Source organism: Georgenia sp. M64 (assembly GCF_038049925.1).
Taxonomy (GTDB): domain Bacteria; phylum Actinomycetota; class Actinomycetes; order Actinomycetales; family Actinomycetaceae; genus Georgenia.
In genome coordinates, this window is sequence record NZ_CP145809.1 from 54,796 (window position 1) to 71,951 (window position 17,156).

Genomic DNA, 17,156 nt, shown 5'->3' on the forward strand with positions numbered 1-17,156 from the left:
CTCGGGCGTGGGATGGTCGCCGGTTTGCCCGGCTTTTCCACTGGTGGTCCTCGGTCGTGGGGGCGCTGGGTCGGGGTTCAGGTGACCCGGGCGCTGCGCGGGAGGACGGCGTCGTGGAGCGTTGTCCAGGCGCTCTGCCAGGGCCAGGCGGTGGGCAGGTGCAGCCGTAGCCGCCGGGCGGAGGTCGCGATCCGGGCGGGGACGTTGATCAGCTTGCGGCGGATCGTCTCGGTCGTTGCCCGGACCAGCGACGGTGCCCTGGTCACCGTGGCGGCGGCGCGGGTGAGGTTGAAGGCCATGACGGCACAGACGAGCCAGGCGGCGTTGGCGGCGAAGACACCGGAGGGCAGGTGTGCCAGGGCGGAGGCCTTGAGGTCGGCGTGGACGTTCTCGATGATCGCGTGGGCCCGGTGGGTCTGGTCAGCGGCGACCGCGCCGAGCGCCTCGGGTGCCGTGGTGGTGAAGAAGGCGTGGAAGCGCCAGGTCTCGAACAGCGTCTCCTGGCCCTGACCCTGCTTGGGGTTCAGGTCGGGGATGCGCCGGACCACGAGCCGGCCGGGGACCTGCTCGGCCTTCTTCTTCGAGGAGAACGCGGTGAACGGGACCTCAGCGACCTCGGCGCGTGAGTTCCATACCCCGGTGGTCTCGTCGTAGATGGCATCGGTGTACCGGATCGCGGTCCACGCATCGGCGTCGATCGTGGCGATGGCGCGTTTGACGGCCGGGTCCATCCGCGCGGTGATCGAGACCTGCGCGCCGGCCTTGAGCGCCGCGGTGACCAGAGTGTGGGAGTAGAACGCCGAGTCGGCCCGCACCAGCACACCACGGCCGGCCAGCCGGCTGCGGCGGATCAGCGCGAGCGTGTCGGCGGCGAGCCGGGCTGCCCCGCGCGGGGAACCCACCGACCCTTTGCGGAGCCGCTGGGCGGCGATCACCGGTGCGACCTGATCGGTGGAGATGGTGGCGAGCAGGGCGTTGAGCCCTCGCACGCCGGAGTATCCGAACGCGGCCCCCTGCTTGGCGTAGCCGTGGACCTCGACGATGGTGTCGTCGATGTCGACCATCACCGTCCCCGCGTCTGCCGCGCCGCCGAGCAGGGTGGTGTGCTCGGCCAGGGCGAGGAGGAACCGTGAGGCGACCGCGTCGGCCTGGCGGACGTGGCCGAAGGTGAACGAGCGCAGGAACGAGCCCAGCGTCGAGGGGGCGTAGGCGCCGGTGAAGACCTTGCCCATGCCGCCGTGGCGCAGCAGGGCCATGTCCTCGATGCTGTCCGCCCCGGCGGCCATGCCCGCGACCAGCGAGGACAGCTTCAGGCCGGCGTTGGCGCCCTTGTCCGTCGGCACGCTCAACCGCTCATCTGCCAGCTCCCGCAGTCCCGCCCGACGGGCCAGGGCCATCAGCGGGACCAGGCCGGCGGCCGACACGAGGTTGGGCTCATCGAACGTCGCGGACACGACCGGACGGGTGTGAGAAAGTTGCATCTACGAGATGCCCTTCTTGAACTGGCGATACGGACCTTCGACAAGTCGTATCTTCCCAGCTCAGAGGGGCATTCTCGCGTTCCCGCGCCTACCCGCAACAGTCAGCCCATCGGTGGATCGAGGCTCAGCGCGCACCCACAGACGTCGGCTCACGCCATGGACCGACCGGGTCTTGACGCACCTCGCTGCCGGAGCGCGGCAGTGCCCGGGCGGCCCGCCGGGCGCCGTCGCATCCGTCCGGCTCTACCCCGGCACGCGGCAGCGCCAGGCCCCCGGGACCACGCGCCACGTGCGCGAGGTGTGCGGCCCGGTCACCTCGCCGTCGGCGTTCGTACGGAAGGCGTCCTCCGGCCCCACCGCCTCGACCCGCACCTCGGTGCCCCGTGCCAGGACGACGTCCTCACGGCCGAGGTGCTCCCCGTGGCGCAGGTCGCGGGCGTAGCCGGCCCGTGCCAGCGGGCCCGTGGCGGTGGCGACGACGACGTCGGCGAGCCCGTCGTCGGGCTCGGCGTCGGGGGCCACCTCGGTGCCCCCGCCGATGGAGGACCCGAGCCCGACGGTGACCATGAGCACGTCGCCCTCGTGCAGGACCGTGCCGTCCACGGTGATCCGCAGGCGCCATCCGGTGACGCCGGTGCCGGCGCGCAGGGCGCCGAGGGGGTAGGCGGCCGGCCCGAGAACCTTCTTGAGCCCCTCGGCCTTGGCGGCCGCCTCGGCGCCGACGCCGGCGTGCACGGCGTTGACGACCACCGCACCGTCGTCGTCGACGAGGAGGTCCAAGGACCGCGTCCGGCCGGTGAGGGCCACCCGTGCGGCCGCCTCTGCGTCAAGCGGGAGGCCGAGCCCCCGGGCGAGGTCGTTGCCGGTGCCGAGCGGCACGACGGCGAACGGTCCGACGTCCGCGGTCGTCCCCAGCCGGGCGAGGGTGTCCAGGCAGGCGTGGATCGAACCGTCGCCGCCCATGATGACCACGTCGCGGCCCTCGGCGCCGGCGAGGGCTCGGCGCAGCTCCGCGGGGTCGTCGGGGGTGACGACCTCGACCTCCCCGCCCTCGCGCAGGACCGCGAGGGCGGCGGTCACCGCCTCGTCGTCGGCGGAGCCGGCGGCGGCGTTGGCCAGGACCAGACGTGGGTGCGGCATGGGGTGAACGGTAGACGCCGGCCCTCAGCCCCGCAGGGCCGCGACGACCGGTCCGAGCGCCCGCGCGTCGGTCTGGATGACGAGCGTCGTGACGACCGAGCGCTCCCAGGCACCGAGCTGCTCCCGCAGCTGGGCGGGGCTGCCCGCGAGGGCGACGTCGAGCACGAGCTCGGTGGGCACCGCTGCCGCGGCACCGGCCCGGTCGCCCGCGGCCCAGCGCCGGCTCACCTCTGCGCACGCGGCCTCGTGCCCCAGCCGCTCGAGGGCGGCGCGGTGGAAGTTCGCGGTCGAGGAGCCCATCCCGCCGATGTACAGCGCGAACATCGGGCGCAGCGTGTCCGCGGCCGCCTCGACGTCGCTCCCCAGCGCCACCGGCGCACCCGCGCAGACCTCGAACGCCGCCGGCGGCGCGAGGTCGGCGGAGCGACGCTCGAACCCCTCCGCGAGGAGCGCCGCGGCCGCGTCGGAGGTGCGCGGCGAGAAGAAGGTGGGCAACCAGCCGTCCGCGATCTCCGCCGCCAGCGCGGTGTTGCGCGGCCCCTGGGCGGCGAGGTGGACCGGCAGGTCGGGGCGCAGCGGGTGCACGGTGGGGCGCAGCGCCTTGCCCTGGCCGCCGGGGTAGGGCAGCCGGTAGTGGCGGCCGTCGAGGTGGACGGGCGCGTCCCGGCGCAGCACCTGCCGGACGACGTCGACGTACTCCCGCGTGCGCTCGAGCGGACGCGGGTAGGGCTGGCCGTACCAGCCCTCGACCACCTGCGGGCCGGAGGCGCCCAGCCCGAGGACGAACCGCCCGCCCGAGAGGTGGTCGAGGGTGAGGGCCGCCATCGCCGTCGCCGTGGGTGTGCGCGCCGCCATCTGCGCCACAGCGGTGCCCAGACGGACGCGCCGGGTGCTCGCCCCCCACCAGGCGAGGGGGGTGAGCGCGTCGGAGCCGTACGCCTCCGCCGTCCAGACCGAGTCGAGCCCGAGCTCGTCGGCGAGGCGGACCGCCTCGGCGGCGCCGGGCGGGGGACCGGCGGACCAGTACCCCACGGAGTAGCCCAGCCTCAGGGGTGCGGCGCCGTCGTCCATGACCGTGATCATGCCGCACGGCGGCGACCGGGTGAGGATGGGGGAGGACGGCGCCTCCGACGACGGCGCGACGGTGCCGGTGACGGCGGAGCTGGAGGTCACGGATGGGTGCGCACTGGCGCTTCCGGGGGCACATCGCCGGGCTCGGCACGGCCGAGGGCACCCGCCTGGTCGTGGGCCACTGGCCGACCTCGCCGTTCGGTCCGTTCTCCGACGTCATGGTCGAGCGGCCGGACGGGCTGCGCATCCTCCTCGCCCCGGACCAGCGGGTCACGGACTTCGTCGCGGCCACCTACCGGTTCGACGAGGTCCGCCTCGTGCCGGTGCGGGTGCGCCGCTCCGCCGCCGGCTGGCGGGTCGAGGCCGGGCCGCTCGAGCTGGAGATCGGGTCGGGACCGCGTGCGCCGCTGGGCCGCCTCCTGCGCATGGTCCCCGGGCCCGTCGCGGAGTCGCTGACGTGGGCCCGGCTCGTCGCTCCGGTGGCGGCGCTGGTCCTGCCCGGGGTCCGGACCACGGGCTCGGCGGGCGGCGGCCGGGTCGAGTGGTACGGCGCCCGCGACGTGCACCGGATCACCGGCGCCCGGGCGCGCTGGGACGGCCGCGACCTCGGCGGCCTGCGCCCGGTCGAGCCGCCCACGCGCTTCGGGTTCTCCTCCACCCCGGCCACGCCGTCCGTGGTCACGGTGACGACGACGGTGCAGCTGCCTCCGGCCAGTGCCGGACCTCGCGCACGGGCCCCGCACCGGTCGGCGCGGCCAGCGCGGCCGCGTAGCCCGGCAGCGGCGGGGGCAGATCCCGGACGATGAGGTGCGGTCGGTCCCGCGCGTCCGCCCCGCCGGCTGCTTTCACCATCGCCTCGCGTCGTACCCACTCCAGGGCGTCCCCGGGCACGTCCGTCACGCGCTGCACGTCCACGCCGACCGGCCCCGGCCGGCTCAGGGCGACCATCACGACGACGCCCGAGTGGGAGACCGACACGTGCGGTGGGGTTCCGCCCGCGGCGACCACTCGCGGCGGGCCGTGCGGGCCGCCGCACTCGGGGCAGGTCCGGTCGACGACGAGGTCGCCGGGGGGCACCCCGACGTGGGCCGCGACCGCCACGCGCAGGAGCGCGGCGCCGAGCATGGAGCGGCCGCGGTCCGCCGCGCGGTCGAGGGACTCCACGCGTGCGCGCTCGGTCTCGTCGAGGATCTCCAGCAGGCCGCGGTCCGCCGCGACCAGCGTCGACCACCACACCTCGACGGACATCGGGATCAATTACCTCTCATCGACGTTTCGTAATTGGGTGAGGGTACCCTTACCCTTGCTGGCCGTGACCACTCTGGCTGCACCGGCGGGCGTCCCTCCCGTGATCCGCTCCCGACCTCTCGCGCGCCGCTCACCGCTGCCGTGGCCGCTTGACGACGACGCCGCCCGGCGTCCGGCCCTGCTGACACCCGGGGGGGAGGTGCTCACCCACGGTGCGCTCCGCGACCGTGTCGAGCAGCTCGTCGGTGTGCTCCCGGACGTCGCCGAGGGGCGCCGGCTGGTGCACCTGCCGATGAGCACCGACGTCGGGGCCGTGACGGCGTACCTGGCCACGCTGGAGGCGGGCCATGTGGCGCTGGTCACCTCCGACGACGCCCGGGCCGCCACCATCGTCGGGCGCTACCGGCCGGACGTGTCCTGGACCGGTGAGGCCGGCCGGCCCTTCGCGGTGGCGTCGTCCGCCCCGCTGCACCTGCTCCACCCGGACCTGGCGTTGCTCCTCAGCACCTCGGCAGCACCGGCTCACCCAAGCTGGTGCGGCTCTCCCACGAGAACGTGCTCTCCAACGCCGCCGCCATTGCCGAGGCGCTGCGCATCTCGGCGGAGGACCGGGCCCTCAGCAGCCTGCCGCTGCACTACACCTTCGGCCTGTCGGTCCTGCACTCCCACCTCACGGCGGGTGGGTCCGTCGTGCTGCACGACGCCTCGGTGCTCGACGAGAGCCTGTGGGACGTGCTGGACGGGCTGCACGTCACGACGCTGGCGGTGGTGCCGCACATGGTCGAGCTCGCGGAGTCGACCGGCGCTCTCGCACGACCGCACCCCTCCCTGCGTCTCCTCGCGCAGGCCGGCGGCCCGATGTCGCCCGAGAGGGTGCTCCGCACGGCCGCGCTCGGCCGGGCCGGCGGGTGGGACCTCGCCGTCATGTACGGGCAGACCGAGGCCACCGCCCGGATCTGCGTGCTCGACCCGGCGCACGTCACCGACTGCCCCGACGCCGTGGGCGCACCGGTCGCGGGCACGTCCGTGAGCATCGACGCCTCGGTCCCCGAGGCCGCCGACGGCACCGGCGAGGTGGTGGTCCGCGGCCCCGGCGTCATGATGGGCTACGCCGAGCATCCGGACGACCTCGCGCTCGGCGTCATGATCTCGGAGCTGCGCACCGGTGACCTGGGCAGGTTCGGCCCGGACGGACTGCTCCGGCTGGCCGGCCGCCGCTCCGGGTTCGTCAAGGTCATGGGCCTCCGGGTCGACGTCGCGGCGGTGGAGCGCCGCCTGGACGCGGCCGGCCTCACGGCGTGCGTCGGCGCGGACGGGACGGGTCTGACCGTGGCGGTCGAGCCGGAGACCGCCCACCCCGCCGCACGGACCAACGACCGGGCACGTCGGGTCGCCGCGGACGCCGCGGGCGTGGGCGTCGCCGCGGTGGCCGTCACCGTGGCCCCGTTGCCCCGCCTGGGCAACGCGAAGGTGGACCGTCGGGCGTGCGTCGCCCTCGTCCGGGTCTCCGCCGAGCCGGCCCGCGTCGCCGGGACGGCGCACGACGGGGACGATGACGCGGCCGGTGACGCGAGCGGCACCGCGGCCGCCGACCTGGCGGCCGCCGTCGGGCAGGTGCTCGGTGTGGACAGCGTCGACCTGAGCAGGACGTTCGTCCAGCACGGTGGCGACTCGCTCAGCCACGTCCAGGCCTCGGTCGTGCTCGAGAACCTCGTCGGCCCGCTGCCCAGCGGCTGGCACCACCGCCCGCTGCGCGAGCTCCTCGACGACGTGCCGGCGGCCACGCCGCGCGATGCGGGTGCCGGCCGGGAAGCTCGCCGCCGGCGCACGGTGGAGACGTCGGTGCTGCTCCGCGCCGTCGCCGTCGTGATCATCTGCGGGTCCCACGCCGACCTCTTCCGGGTGCTGGGCGGCGCGCACACCCTCCTCGCGGTGGCGGGGTTCAACGCGGCCCGGTTCGGGCTCTCGGTGACGACGGCGGGGGGACGTTGGCGCAGCACCGCACGGATGGTCGTCGGCCTGGCCGTGCCGACGGCAGCGGTGGCAGCCGTCGGCATGATCACCGAGGAGCGGTACGGGTGGGCGAACCTGGTGCTCCTGAACTGGGTCCTCGGCGACGTCGCGTACGGGTTCCGCAACGAGCTGTGGTTCGTCGACGCGCTGGTCGCGGCGCTGGTGACCTTCACGGCCCTGCTCACTGTGCCCTCCCTCGCCCGCGCCTGGCACCGGGACCCCTGGCGGCTCGCGACGGCCGTGGCGGTCGTGGCGCTCGTGCCGCGCTTCGTCGTCCTGCACCTGGGTGAGGGGGTGCTGCGCGGGATCATGCCCACCACGTTCTGGCTCTTCGCGGTGGGCGCCTCGGTGGCGCTCGCGGACACCCGACGACGCCGCCTGGCGGCCCTGGGCGTCGCGGTGGTCGGTGGGGCGTCCTTCTTCCCTGACGACCCGGTCCGCAACGCCACCGTCGTCGCGGGGATCGTCGCCCTGGCCCTGGTGCCCCGGGTGCCCGTCCCAGCCGGCGCCGTGCGGGTGGTGGCCCTCCTCGCGTCGGCGTCCCTGTACATCTACCTCGTGCAGTTCCAGATCCTCGACGTGGTGCGCGACCCCCTCGCCGGGACGGTGGTGTCGATCGCGGCGGGTTGCCTGCTGTGGCGGCTGGCGGACCGCCCGGTGCGGCACCTGCAGGATCTCGTGCCCGTGCCCGTGCCCGTGCCCGTTCTCCCGTCGGACGACGGGGCCCGGTGTGCGGTCGGCGCCGAGCGGCGCGACCTCAGCCGATCTCGCTGAGGACCTCCGCGGCGATGAGGTCGAGGTGCTCGAGGTCGGTCATGTCCAGGCACTGCAGGTACAGCCGGGAGACCCCCAGCTCGGCCATCTCCGCGATGCCCTCGAGCACCTCGTCCGGGGTGCCCGCCAGGCCGTGCTCGCGCAGCTCGGCCGGCTCGCGTCCGATGGCGTCGGCCCGGCGGGTGACCTCGGCCTCGTCGGCGCCCACGCACGCGACGAACGCGGCCGAGTAGACGAGCTCGCCGGGGTCGCGGCCGGCCTCCTCGCACGCGGCCCGCACCCGGGCGATCTGGTGACGCATCTCGGACTTCTCGGGGAAGGACTGGTTGTACTCGGCGCCGAACCGGGCCGCCAGGCGCGGGGTCCGGCGGGGCCCGCCACCGCCGATGATGATCGGCAGCGGGTCCTGCACCGGCTTGGGCAGCGCGGGAGAGTGCTCGAGGCGGTAGTTCTCACCGGTGAAGTCGAAGGTCTCGCCGACCGGCGTGCCCCACAGGCCCGTGACGATCTCGAGCTGCTCCTCGAGCATGCCGAACCGCCTGGCCGGGAAGGGCACCCCGTAGGCCCGGTGCTCCTGCTCGAACCACCCCGTGCCCAGGCCGAGCTCGACGCGACCGCCGGACATCGCGTCCACCTGAGCCACCTGCACGGCCAGCAGACCCGGGTGGCGGAAGGTGGCGGATGAGACGAGGGTGCCGAGCCGGATGGTCGAGGTCTCCCGCGCCAGGCCTGCGAGAGTCACCCAGGAGTCCGTGGGACCGGGCAGCGGGTTCCCGTCACCCATGCGCAGGAAGTGGTCGGAGCGGAAGAACGCGTCGAAGCCCAGGGCCTCGGCGCGTCGGGCCATCGCGAGCTGGTCGTCGTAGGAGGCGCCCTGCTGGGGCTCGGTGAAGATCCTCAGGTCCATGCACCCACCCTGCCAGAGCCGGCCGACGACCGGCCCGCGGGCGGGCACGAGTGCGCGGCCGGCTGCTCCGGGGATCCACGCGCTCGTGCGGCACGTGCGCGCGGGTGTGCCGGTCCCGTGCCACGCCTACCCTTGGACCACATGACCGTCGACGTCGCGCGCCTCCGCCTGGCCGCACAACGCCTCGTCGGCCCGCGCGAACCGACCGCCGCCGCCGTGGTCCGGTGGATGACCGCGATGCAGGCGCAGGACTACCCAGGCGCCCTGGCGTCGGTGATGCTGCGTACGGAGCGCGCCGGCGCCCCCGACGGCGGCGGCGCCCCCCATCGCGGCCCGGACGACGGCGATGCCACCGACCACCGCGGCGTCCGCGCCGCCCTGGACACCGGCGCCGTGGTGCGCTCCTGGCCGATGCGCGGCACCCTCCACCTGGTGCCCGCCGAGGACCTGGGCTGGATGCTCGCGCTGACGAGCGAGCGGCTCCTCACCGGCGCCGCCCGCCGTCGCGAGCAGCTCGGCATCGACGAGGCGATGCTCGGGCGCGCGACGACCCTCGCCGTCGAGGCCCTCAACGGCGGCCGCTCGATCCGTCGCGCCGAGCTCATGGCGCTGTGGGAGCGCGCCGGCCTGCTCGGCGTCCCGCAGTGCGGTTACCACCTGCTGTGGCACCTCTCCCAGCGCGGCGTGACGTGCTTCGGCCCCACGGACGGCGCCGAGCAGCGGATCGTCCTGCTCGACGAGTGGGTGCCCGCGCCGCACCGGCCCGGCCGTGAGGAGGCGCTGGGGGAGTGGGTGCGGCGCTACTTCCTCAGCCACGGGCCCGCCACTGTGGCCGACTTCCGGTCCTGGACCAAGCTCACCGCCGCGGACACCCGCACCGGCCTCGCCCTCGCCCGGGACCGGCTCGAGGCGGTCGACGTCGGCGGCGTCGAGCACCTCATGGACCCGGCCACGCCCCAGCGCCTGGCGGACGCGCGGGCCGAGGCCGGCGGTGTCCTCCTCCTGCCCGGCTTCGACGAGCTCATCCTCGGCTACGCCGACCGGACCGCGACCCTCGACCCCGCCCACGCCGAACGGGTGGTCCCCGGCGGCAACGGGATGTTCCGGCCGACGGTCCTCGCGCGCGGCCGGGTCGTGGGCACCTGGCGGCGGGTCGGCAGGGGGCGACGCATCGAGGCCGAGCCGTTCACCGACCTCCCGGCAACCGTCCGGCGGGGGATCGAGCGCCGCGCGGCCGAGTACCCGGCGGTGGCATGACCTCGAACCGACCCACCCGGCGAGCCGTCCTCTCGGGAGGCCTCCTCGCCGCGCTCGCAGCCTGCGCCGGACCGGAGACGGCCCGGCAGGTCGGCGCGCCCGCTCTCCGGCCGACCGAGGCTCCCACGGTCTCCCTACCGGCACCCACGCCGACCCCGGCAGCGCCGCCGCGGCCCCAGCTGGAGGTGATGGCCGGCCAGATGCTCATGCTCGGCTTCCCCGGCGCCGTCCTCACCCCGGACAACCCGGTGCTCGCCGAGCTCACCGAGCGCCACCTCGGCTCGGTCGTCCTCTTCTCCGCCGGTGGCGCGTCGAACGTGGCCTCGCCCGAGCAGGTGGCCGCGCTGACGGCGTCGCTCCAGGAGGCGGCGGCGTCCCCGCTGCTCGTCGCCGTCGACCAGGAGGGCGGCCGGGTGGCTCGCCTCGGTCCGACGCGGGGCTTCCCGCCGACGTTGTCGGCGCGCGACCTCGGGCGCGGGGACCCCGCCGCCACCCGCGCGGCGTCGGCCGAGATGGCCCGCACGCTCGCCGCGGCGGGCGTCACCCTCAACCTCGCGCCGGTCGTCGACGTCGACACCTACCCGGCCAACCCGGTGATCGGCTCCCTGGGGCGCAGCTTCTCGGCCGACCCCGCGGCGGTGGCCGCGCACGCCGCCGCGTTCGTCCAGGGCCACCACGACGTCGGCGTCCTCACCACGCTCAAGCACTTCCCCGGTCACGGGAGCTCGCGGGGGGACACCCACGCCGGGCTCGTCGACGTCACCGCCACCTGGGACGCGGTCGAGCTCGAGCCCTACCGCGTGCTCGTCGACGCCGGTCTCGCCGACGCGGTCATGGTCGCCCACGTCGTCAACACCGCCGTGGACCCGCGGTACCCGGCGTCGCTGTCCGCGGCGACCATCAACGGGCTGCTGCGCGGTGAGCTGGGGTACCGGGGCGTCGTCATCAGCGACGACCTGCTCATGGGGGCCGTCGCCCGGGAGTGGGGGTTCGAGGAGGCGGTGCGCCGCGCGGTGCTCGCCGGAACCGACATCGTCCTGCTCGCCTCGGTCACGCACGGGGCCCGGGCCCACGCGGCCATCCTGGCGATGGTCGAGGCCGGGGAGGTCAGCGAGGCGCGTATCGCGGCGTCCTACCAGCGGGTGCAGGCGCTCAAGGCCCGCTCGCTCGCCGCCGCCTGAGCGCGGCTGGGCCGGCCGCCTGGGCGTGGACGAGCCCCGCCGCCTGAGCGCGGGCGTGGAAGAGCCCGCGGGTCCGGCCGTTCGGCCGGTGCCGTGTAGGACGAGCTCACGGCCCCGCGGGCTCCGGTGACCACCTGGTTCTCGCCGCCGCCGTGGCGGGAGGACCGGCAGGTCCGTCCGCTGACGGCTAGCGGGTGGCCACCTCACGCGTCCTGCAGGAATTCACCTCTGGACCACCTCCTCTCTCGTGTGCGCACCACGGTAAGCACCTCACCCGGGCGCTGTCACCCCCTTTTCGGGACGCAACGCTCCACTGGCACGATGGTGTGGTGAGCACCCCAGACCCGTACCGCGTCCTCGTCGTCTGCACCGGCAACATCTGCCGCTCGCCCATGGGCGAGGTGGTGCTGCGCGAGCGGCTGCGCGAGGCCGGGCTCGACGACGCCGTCGAGGTCGCCTCGGGCGGGGTCAGCGACGAGGAGCGCGGCAACCCCATCGACCCGCGCGCGCACTCGGTCCTCGTCGAGCGCGGGTACGACCCCCACGTGCACAGCGCCCACCGGGTCGAGGAGGAGGAGCTGGCCGCCTACGACCTCGTCCTCGCCATGACCACCGAGCACGCCCGCGTGCTGCGCCGACGGGCGCGCGGCCTCGACCGCGCCGCGGAGATTCGCCTCTGGCGCGAGTTCGACGCCACCGCGCCGCGGCTGGCCGACGGCGCCGCCGAGCACCACCTGGACGTGCCCGACCCCTGGTACGGCGGCCGGGAAGGCTTCTACGACACTCTCGAGGTCGTCGAGCGCGGGGCCGAGAGCGTGCTGGCGCTCGTCCGCGAGCGGCTGGGAGTCAGTCCGCAGCCGTGACCGGTGGCTGCGCCGACCACGGGAACGTGATCCACAGGTCGGTGCGGCGCCAGACGTAGTCCGGCTCGATGACCGAGCGGGGCTTGGCGTAGACGACGGCCGAGCGCGCGTCGACCGCGACCGTCTCCCCGGTGGTGACCGCACCGTCGCCGTCGACGTCGGCCGGCAGGCCCCGGGTGCGGATGAGGTCCATGACGAGCGCGAGCGTGCGGCCGGAGTCCGCGACGTCGTCGACGACGAGCACGCGCTTGCCCGGCAGCTCCGAGGTGTCCATGAGCGGGGGCAGCACGACCGGCTCGGGCAGGGTCTCGGCGACGCCGGTGTAGAACTCGACGTTGAGCGTGCCCATCGCCTTCGTCCCCAGCGCGTACGCGACCGCCCCGGCGGGCACGAGCCCGCCCCGGGCGACGGCGATGACGAGGTCGGGCATCCACCCCGAGCGGACCACCTCGCGCGCGAGGTCCCGTGCGGCCTCCCCGAACTGGGCCCAGCCGAGGACCTCGCGCTCCTGCTCCTCAGCGGTGGTGGCGCCGTCGTCGAAGGCCCGTGTCGTCTCGCTCATCCGCCCAGCCTACGGCCGTGCGGACCGGGACCTCCGCGACGGTGGCGGGGACCGTGCTCGGCGCGCGTCGACCTGCTCAGCGGCGCATCGAGACGTGCACGTGGTCGAAGTGGCCGCCGACGGCGTCGGTCGGGTCGTACACGCCCCCGCCGTCGTAGGGGGCCCAGCCCAGGTGCGGGCGCGACTCCACCCAGATCCGGCCCTGCCAGATCACGTACCGCACCTGCAGGGCGTCGGCGTGCCGGCGCAGCCACTCCGCGGTGGCCCAGCCCTCGGCGAGGTCGGTGCCCGCGGCGAACTCCCCGGCCGGGCCGGGGAAGAAGTCGCACGCCCGCCCGGCCGGGTGGTCGCTGCCCGGGTTCCAGGCGTGCTCGCTCCAGCACGTCGCCGGCTGCGCGCCGAACGCGGCGGTGACCTGCTCGAGCATCCACGACGTCGGCGCGGTCAGGCACCCGCCGGTGCCGGTGGGGTCCGCGGCCGTGCAGCCGCCCTTCTCGCCGGTGAAGGGCGCGGGCGCCCCGGGGAGGGGGGTGCTCACGGGCGCGGCGGGACCGCCGACGAGCCGGTCCGCCGGTCGGGCGTCCCAGGCCGCGAGGCCGGCCAGGGCGAGGGCGGCCAGCGCCACCGCGCGCAGCACCCGTGCTCGGCGACGCACCCTCCGGCTGCGCGCGGTCGGGCGGCGCGCCGTCGGCGGGCGTGCAGTCCCGCTCCGCGCGGTCGGCCGCTGCGAGGCTCCTCCTGAGGCAGACGGCCTCACCCCGCGCCCGCTGACCGCACCGCCTCCCATGGCACCAGTGCAGCACGTCCGCAGCCGGACGGCCGGGTCCGTGCGTCGGACGCCCGCCACCAGATGGTGGATTCGGAGGGCGGGGCACCCGGACCCGGCCTAGCATCCGATCATGGAGCCAGTGCCGTCCTCCGCCCGCCGTTACGTCCTGAACCGCCTCGCCGAGGGCCTCGTGACGCGGGCCCGGGACGTGAGGTGCCTGCGGGTGGGGATCGACGGCCCCGACGCCGCGGGCAAGACCACCTTCGCGCGCCAGCTCGACGACATCCTCACCCCGATGCTCCACGACGGCGCCGAGGTCCGCCGGTTCAGCACCGACGAGTTCATGGTCCCCATCCAGGTCCGGCGCACCCCCGCGGCGGCGGACCCCGCCTGGCTCTACGCGCACGCCTACGAGCTCGACCGGATCCGCGACACCGCGCTCGGCGCGGACCACGACCCGCCGGGCACGATCGTCCTCGTCGACGGCATGTCCCTGCAGCGCCCCGAGCTCGCCGACCTCTGGGACGTGACGATCTACCTCTCGGTCACCGAGGACGTGGCCATGGGGCGGGTCCGCGTGCGGGACCGCCACATCTACAACGAGGACCAGCTCGGCGCCCTCGAGCACCGGTACCGCGAGCGGTACTTCCCTGCCCTGCGCCTGTACGTCGAGCGGGACGACCCCGTGACCAGGGCCGACGTCCTCATCGACATGCACGACGTCGACAAGCCGGTCGTCGTGCGCTGGGACGGCTTCTGACCGTCCCGGGCCCGCACCGGCGGTCCGGCGGGCGTTGGGGACAAAGTCCCAGAATCCGGACTCGGACGAGCCTAGGCTCGGTCTGTGATCACCATCGCAGCCCCACGGGAACCATCTCCCGAGACCCGGGTGGCCCTGGTGCCGGACATCGTCTCGGCACTGGTGCGCGCCGGCCACCGCGTCCTCGTCGAGTCCGGCGCAGGTGCCGCCTCGACCCACCCGGACGAGGCCTACACGGCCGCCGGCGCCGAGGTCGTCCCGGCGATCGACCTCGCCGCCGTCGACGTCCTCGCCCACGTCACGCCGCTGCCCGCCACGGCCCTCACCCGGCTCCGGCCCGGGGCGGTGACCCTGGGCCTGGAGTCGCCGCTCGACGACGACGAGCGCCTCGCCGCGGCGAACGCGAACCGGCTCACCGTGCTGGCCTTCGAGCGGCTCCCCCGGACCTCCCGGGCCCAGTCCATGGACGTCCTGTCCTCCCAGGCCCTCGCGGCGGGGTACCGGTGCGTCCTCGAGGCCGCCATCCGCCTCCCGCGGTTCTTCCCGCTCGCCATGACCGCGGCGGGCACGGTCCCGCCGGCGAAGGTGGTCGTCCTGGGCATCGGCGTCGCGGGCCTCCAGGCCATCGCCACCGCCAAGCGCCTGGGCGCGAAGGTCGCCGCCAACGACATCCGGCCCGACTCCGCCGAGGAGGCCCGCTCGGTGGGCGCGACGTTCATCGACGTCGGGCTCGACGCCGCCGAGGGCACCGGCACCGGCGGGTACGCCCGCGCGCTGGGCTCCTCCGCCGCCGAGCGTCAGCAGGCCGCGCTCGCCCCGCACATCGCCGACGCGGACGTCCTCATCACCACCGCGGCCGTCCCCGGCCGCCGCGCCCCCCTGCTCGTGACCGGTCCGATGGTGGCCGCGATGCGGCCCGGCTCGGTCGTCGTCGACCTCGCCGCCTCCACGGGCGGCAACGTCGAGGGCTCGCGCCCGGGTGAGGACGTGCGCGTCCCGAGCTCGCGCGGTGGCGGCGAGGTGACGGTCGTCGGCCTCGCCTCGGCGCCGTCCGACCTGCCCGCGGACGCCTCACGCCTGTACGCCAAGAACGTCGCGAACGTCCTGGCCCTGCTCGTCGCGGACGGCGAGCTCGTCGTCCCGCTCGACGACGACATCGTCGCCGGTCTCGCCCTCACCCATGACGGCGTGACACGTGACCGTGACGGCGCACCGGTGGCGCCGCCCGCCGACGCCGTGCCGGTCACGCCCGAGACCGACCTGACCACCGGGCCCGGCCCGGACGTTGCCACCCCGCCGGGCGCGGACCTGACCTCACCGGTCTCGCCCGACACCGCCGGTGAGGACCGCACCACGAGCTACGCGGGAGGCCGGCGATGAGCGGCATCACGATCCTGACCCTCTTCGTCCTGGCGGCGTTCGTCGGCGTCGAGGTGGTCTCGAAGGTCTCCTCGACCCTGCACACCCCGCTGATGTCGGGCGCGAACGCCATCCACGGCATCATCCTCGTCGGCGCGATCGCCGTGACCGCCCACGCGACCGAGCCCTGGCTCATCGTGCTCGGGTCCCTCGCGACCCTCCTCGCGACCGTCAACCTCGTCGGCGGGTTCGTCGTCACCGACCGGATGCTCGAGATGTTCTCCGGCCGGCCCAAGCAGCCCCAGCGTGAGTCCGAGATGGCCGGTGACCCCCGATGAACCTCCTCCCCGCCGCCGTGGCCGAGGTCATCTACCTCGCCGCCGCCGTCTGCTTCATCCTCGCCCTCAAGGGCCTGTCGTCCCCGCGCGGCGCCCGACGCGGCAACCTCCTCGGCGCACTGGGCGCGGCGATCGCCGTCGTCACGGTGCTGCTCTCCACCGACTTCCACGGCGCCAACCTCGCCTTCGTCCTCGGCTCGGTCGGCATCGGCTCGGCCGTCGCCGTGCCCGCCGCGCGACGGGTCAAGATGACCGAGATGCCGCAGCTCGTCGCCATCTTCAACGGTGTGGGCGGCGGCGCCGCCGCCGTCGTCGGCGTCATCGAGCTGGCCGAGTGGATGGGGACCGAGTCCGGCGCCGTCGCGACGACGGCGACCGCGTTCGCGATCCTCGTCGGCTCGACCTCGCTCCTCGGCTCGATCCTCACCTACTTCAAGCTGCAGGGGACCATCACCTCGCGGCCGATCGTCGTCCCCGGCGCCGCACCCCTCATGGTCGCGGCCCTGGTCGCCGGCGTCGGCGTTGGGGTCGCGGTGGCCGTCACCGGCAACGTGTGGCTCGGCGTCGTCCTCATGGTCGTCGGCCTGGCCTTCGGCGCACTGCTGGTCCTGCCGGTCGGCGGGGCCGACGTGCCGATCGTCATCTCCCTGCTCAACGCCTTCACCGGCCTGACGGTGGCGGCGTCCGGGTGGGCGATGTCCAACACCCTGCTGCTGGTGGCCGGCACCCTCGTCGGCGCGTCCGGCTCGATCCTCACCATCGCCATGGCGACGGCGATGGGCCGCTCCGTGACGGGCATCCTCTTCGGGGCGCTCAAGGGCGGCTCCACGGCCGGGTCCACGCAGACCTCGGACCGCCCGGTCCGCCGGGCGCAGGCCGAGGACGTCGCGATCACCCTCGCCTACGCCAACAAGGTCGTCGTCGTCCCCGGCTACGGTCTCGCCGTGGCGCAGGCGCAGCACGTCGTCGCCGAGCTCGTCACGGCGCTGCGGACCCGCGGCGTGGACGCCGTCTACGGCATCCACCCGGTGGCCGGGCGGATGCCCGGGCACATGAACGTCCTCCTCGCCGAGGCCAACGTGCCCTACGAGCTCCTCGTCGAGGCCGACGACATCAACGCCGCGATGCCCTCGACCGACGTCGTCGTCGTCGTGGGGGCGAACGACGTGGTCAACCCCGCGGCCCGGACCGACCCCGGCGCACCGATCTACGGCATGCCGATCATCAACGCCGACCAGGCCGGCCAGACGATCTTCCTCAAGCGCTCCATGCGGCCCGGGTTCGCGGGCATCGAGAACGAGCTCCTCTTCTCGGAGAAGACCCAGGTCCTCTTCGGTGACGCCAAGGAGTCCCTCACCAACGTGGTGGGTGCGCTGAAAGAGGTCTAGGTCGCGGCCCGGCCGGCCGCGACATGCAGCGATCTCGGCCGCGAC

At 74.9% G+C, this 17,156-nt stretch carries 15 protein-coding genes and 1 pseudogene; 9 read left to right on the forward strand and 7 right to left on the reverse strand.

From position 1 onward, the window contains the following. Positions 1 to 77: 77 nt before the first annotated feature. From AAEM63_RS00290 to AAEM63_RS00300, 3 genes are all read right to left on the reverse strand, one after another. On the reverse strand, positions 78 to 1,481 hold the full coding sequence (locus AAEM63_RS00290) for an IS1380 family transposase (protein WP_341359752.1): 1,404 nt from the start codon (positions 1,479 to 1,481) through the stop codon (positions 78 to 80). Positions 1,482 to 1,724: 243 nt separating this feature from the next. Further along, positions 1,725 to 2,621, reverse strand: coding sequence for a YegS/Rv2252/BmrU family lipid kinase (locus AAEM63_RS00295; protein WP_341359753.1), 897 nt, complete (start codon positions 2,619 to 2,621; stop codon positions 1,725 to 1,727). Positions 2,622 to 2,645: 24 nt separating this feature from the next. Beyond that, entirely contained in the window at positions 2,646 to 3,671 is a 1,026-nt protein-coding gene (locus tag AAEM63_RS00300; RefSeq protein WP_341361277.1) for an LLM class F420-dependent oxidoreductase, read from the reverse strand. A gap of 125 nt (positions 3,672 to 3,796) precedes the next feature. Between AAEM63_RS00300 and AAEM63_RS00305 the strand changes: the two genes are divergently transcribed. After that, positions 3,797 to 4,498, forward strand: coding sequence for a hypothetical protein (locus AAEM63_RS00305; RefSeq protein ID WP_341359754.1), 702 nt, complete (start codon positions 3,797 to 3,799; stop codon positions 4,496 to 4,498). Positions 4,499 to 5,070: 572 nt separating this feature from the next. Here AAEM63_RS00305 and AAEM63_RS00310 read toward each other — a convergent pair. Next, positions 5,071 to 5,289, reverse strand: coding sequence for a hypothetical protein (locus AAEM63_RS00310; RefSeq protein WP_341359755.1), 219 nt, complete (start codon positions 5,287 to 5,289; stop codon positions 5,071 to 5,073). A 173-nt stretch (positions 5,290 to 5,462) separates the two neighbouring features. Between AAEM63_RS00310 and AAEM63_RS00315 the strand changes: the two are divergent. After that, a pseudogene (locus AAEM63_RS00315) lies at positions 5,463 to 7,727 on the forward strand (AMP-binding protein); the annotation flags it as partial. Here AAEM63_RS00315 and AAEM63_RS00320 read toward each other — a convergent pair. Beyond that, the gene (locus AAEM63_RS00320) at positions 7,711 to 8,634 is read right to left on the reverse strand and encodes an LLM class F420-dependent oxidoreductase (RefSeq protein ID WP_341359756.1); all 924 of its coding nucleotides are present in this window, start codon (positions 8,632 to 8,634) and stop codon (positions 7,711 to 7,713) included. The pseudogene AAEM63_RS00315 and the gene AAEM63_RS00320 overlap by 17 nt on opposite strands. A gap of 141 nt (positions 8,635 to 8,775) precedes the next feature. Between AAEM63_RS00320 and AAEM63_RS00325 the strand changes: the two genes are divergently transcribed. The 3 genes from AAEM63_RS00325 to AAEM63_RS00335 all read left to right on the forward strand — a co-directional run bounded on the left by AAEM63_RS00325 (position 8,776) and on the right by AAEM63_RS00335 (position 11,935). Then, entirely contained in the window at positions 8,776 to 9,891 is a 1,116-nt protein-coding gene (locus AAEM63_RS00325; protein ID WP_341359757.1) for a winged helix DNA-binding domain-containing protein, read from the forward strand. Further along, on the forward strand, positions 9,888 to 11,072 hold the full coding sequence (locus tag AAEM63_RS00330; RefSeq protein ID WP_341359758.1) for a glycoside hydrolase family 3 N-terminal domain-containing protein: 1,185 nt from the start codon (positions 9,888 to 9,890) through the stop codon (positions 11,070 to 11,072). Before AAEM63_RS00325 ends, AAEM63_RS00330 begins: the two co-directional genes overlap by 4 nt. A gap of 329 nt (positions 11,073 to 11,401) precedes the next feature. Beyond that, a complete protein-coding gene (locus AAEM63_RS00335) occupies positions 11,402 to 11,935 on the forward strand; it encodes a low molecular weight protein-tyrosine-phosphatase (protein ID WP_341359759.1) in 534 nt (177 codons plus the stop codon). Here AAEM63_RS00335 and AAEM63_RS00340 read toward each other — a convergent pair. Together AAEM63_RS00340 and AAEM63_RS00345 are read right to left on the reverse strand one after the other, a co-directional pair. Continuing rightward, positions 11,919 to 12,497: a phosphoribosyltransferase gene (locus AAEM63_RS00340; protein ID WP_341359760.1), complete on the reverse strand. Its 579-nt coding sequence runs from the start codon at positions 12,495 to 12,497 to the stop codon at positions 11,919 to 11,921. The two genes, AAEM63_RS00335 and AAEM63_RS00340, sit on opposite strands and share 17 nt — an antisense overlap. A 76-nt stretch (positions 12,498 to 12,573) precedes the next feature. Beyond that, positions 12,574 to 13,152, reverse strand: a complete 579-nt coding sequence (locus AAEM63_RS00345; protein ID WP_341359761.1) for a hypothetical protein — start codon at positions 13,150 to 13,152, stop codon at positions 12,574 to 12,576. Positions 13,153 to 13,396: 244 nt separating this feature from the next. Here AAEM63_RS00345 and AAEM63_RS00350 point away from each other — a divergent pair, with 244 nt between their 5' ends. From AAEM63_RS00350 to AAEM63_RS00365, 4 genes are all read left to right on the forward strand, one after another. Further along, positions 13,397 to 14,026 carry a hypothetical protein gene (locus tag AAEM63_RS00350; RefSeq protein ID WP_341359762.1) on the forward strand — a complete coding sequence of 210 codons (630 nt, stop codon included), beginning with the start codon at positions 13,397 to 13,399 and terminating at the stop codon, positions 14,024 to 14,026. Positions 14,027 to 14,110: 84 nt separating this feature from the next. Continuing rightward, on the forward strand, positions 14,111 to 15,406 hold the full coding sequence (locus tag AAEM63_RS00355) for an NAD(P) transhydrogenase subunit alpha (protein WP_341359763.1): 1,296 nt from the start codon (positions 14,111 to 14,113) through the stop codon (positions 15,404 to 15,406). Beyond that, positions 15,403 to 15,723 (forward strand): NAD(P) transhydrogenase subunit alpha, encoded by a 321-nt coding sequence (locus tag AAEM63_RS00360; protein ID WP_341359764.1) that lies wholly within the window; start codon positions 15,403 to 15,405, stop codon positions 15,721 to 15,723. The genes AAEM63_RS00355 and AAEM63_RS00360 overlap by 4 nt, the downstream gene beginning before the upstream one ends. Further along, on the forward strand, positions 15,720 to 17,111 hold the full coding sequence (locus AAEM63_RS00365) for an NAD(P)(+) transhydrogenase (Re/Si-specific) subunit beta (RefSeq protein ID WP_341359765.1): 1,392 nt from the start codon (positions 15,720 to 15,722) through the stop codon (positions 17,109 to 17,111). The genes AAEM63_RS00360 and AAEM63_RS00365 overlap by 4 nt, the downstream gene beginning before the upstream one ends. Positions 17,112 to 17,156: the final 45 nt, after the last annotated feature.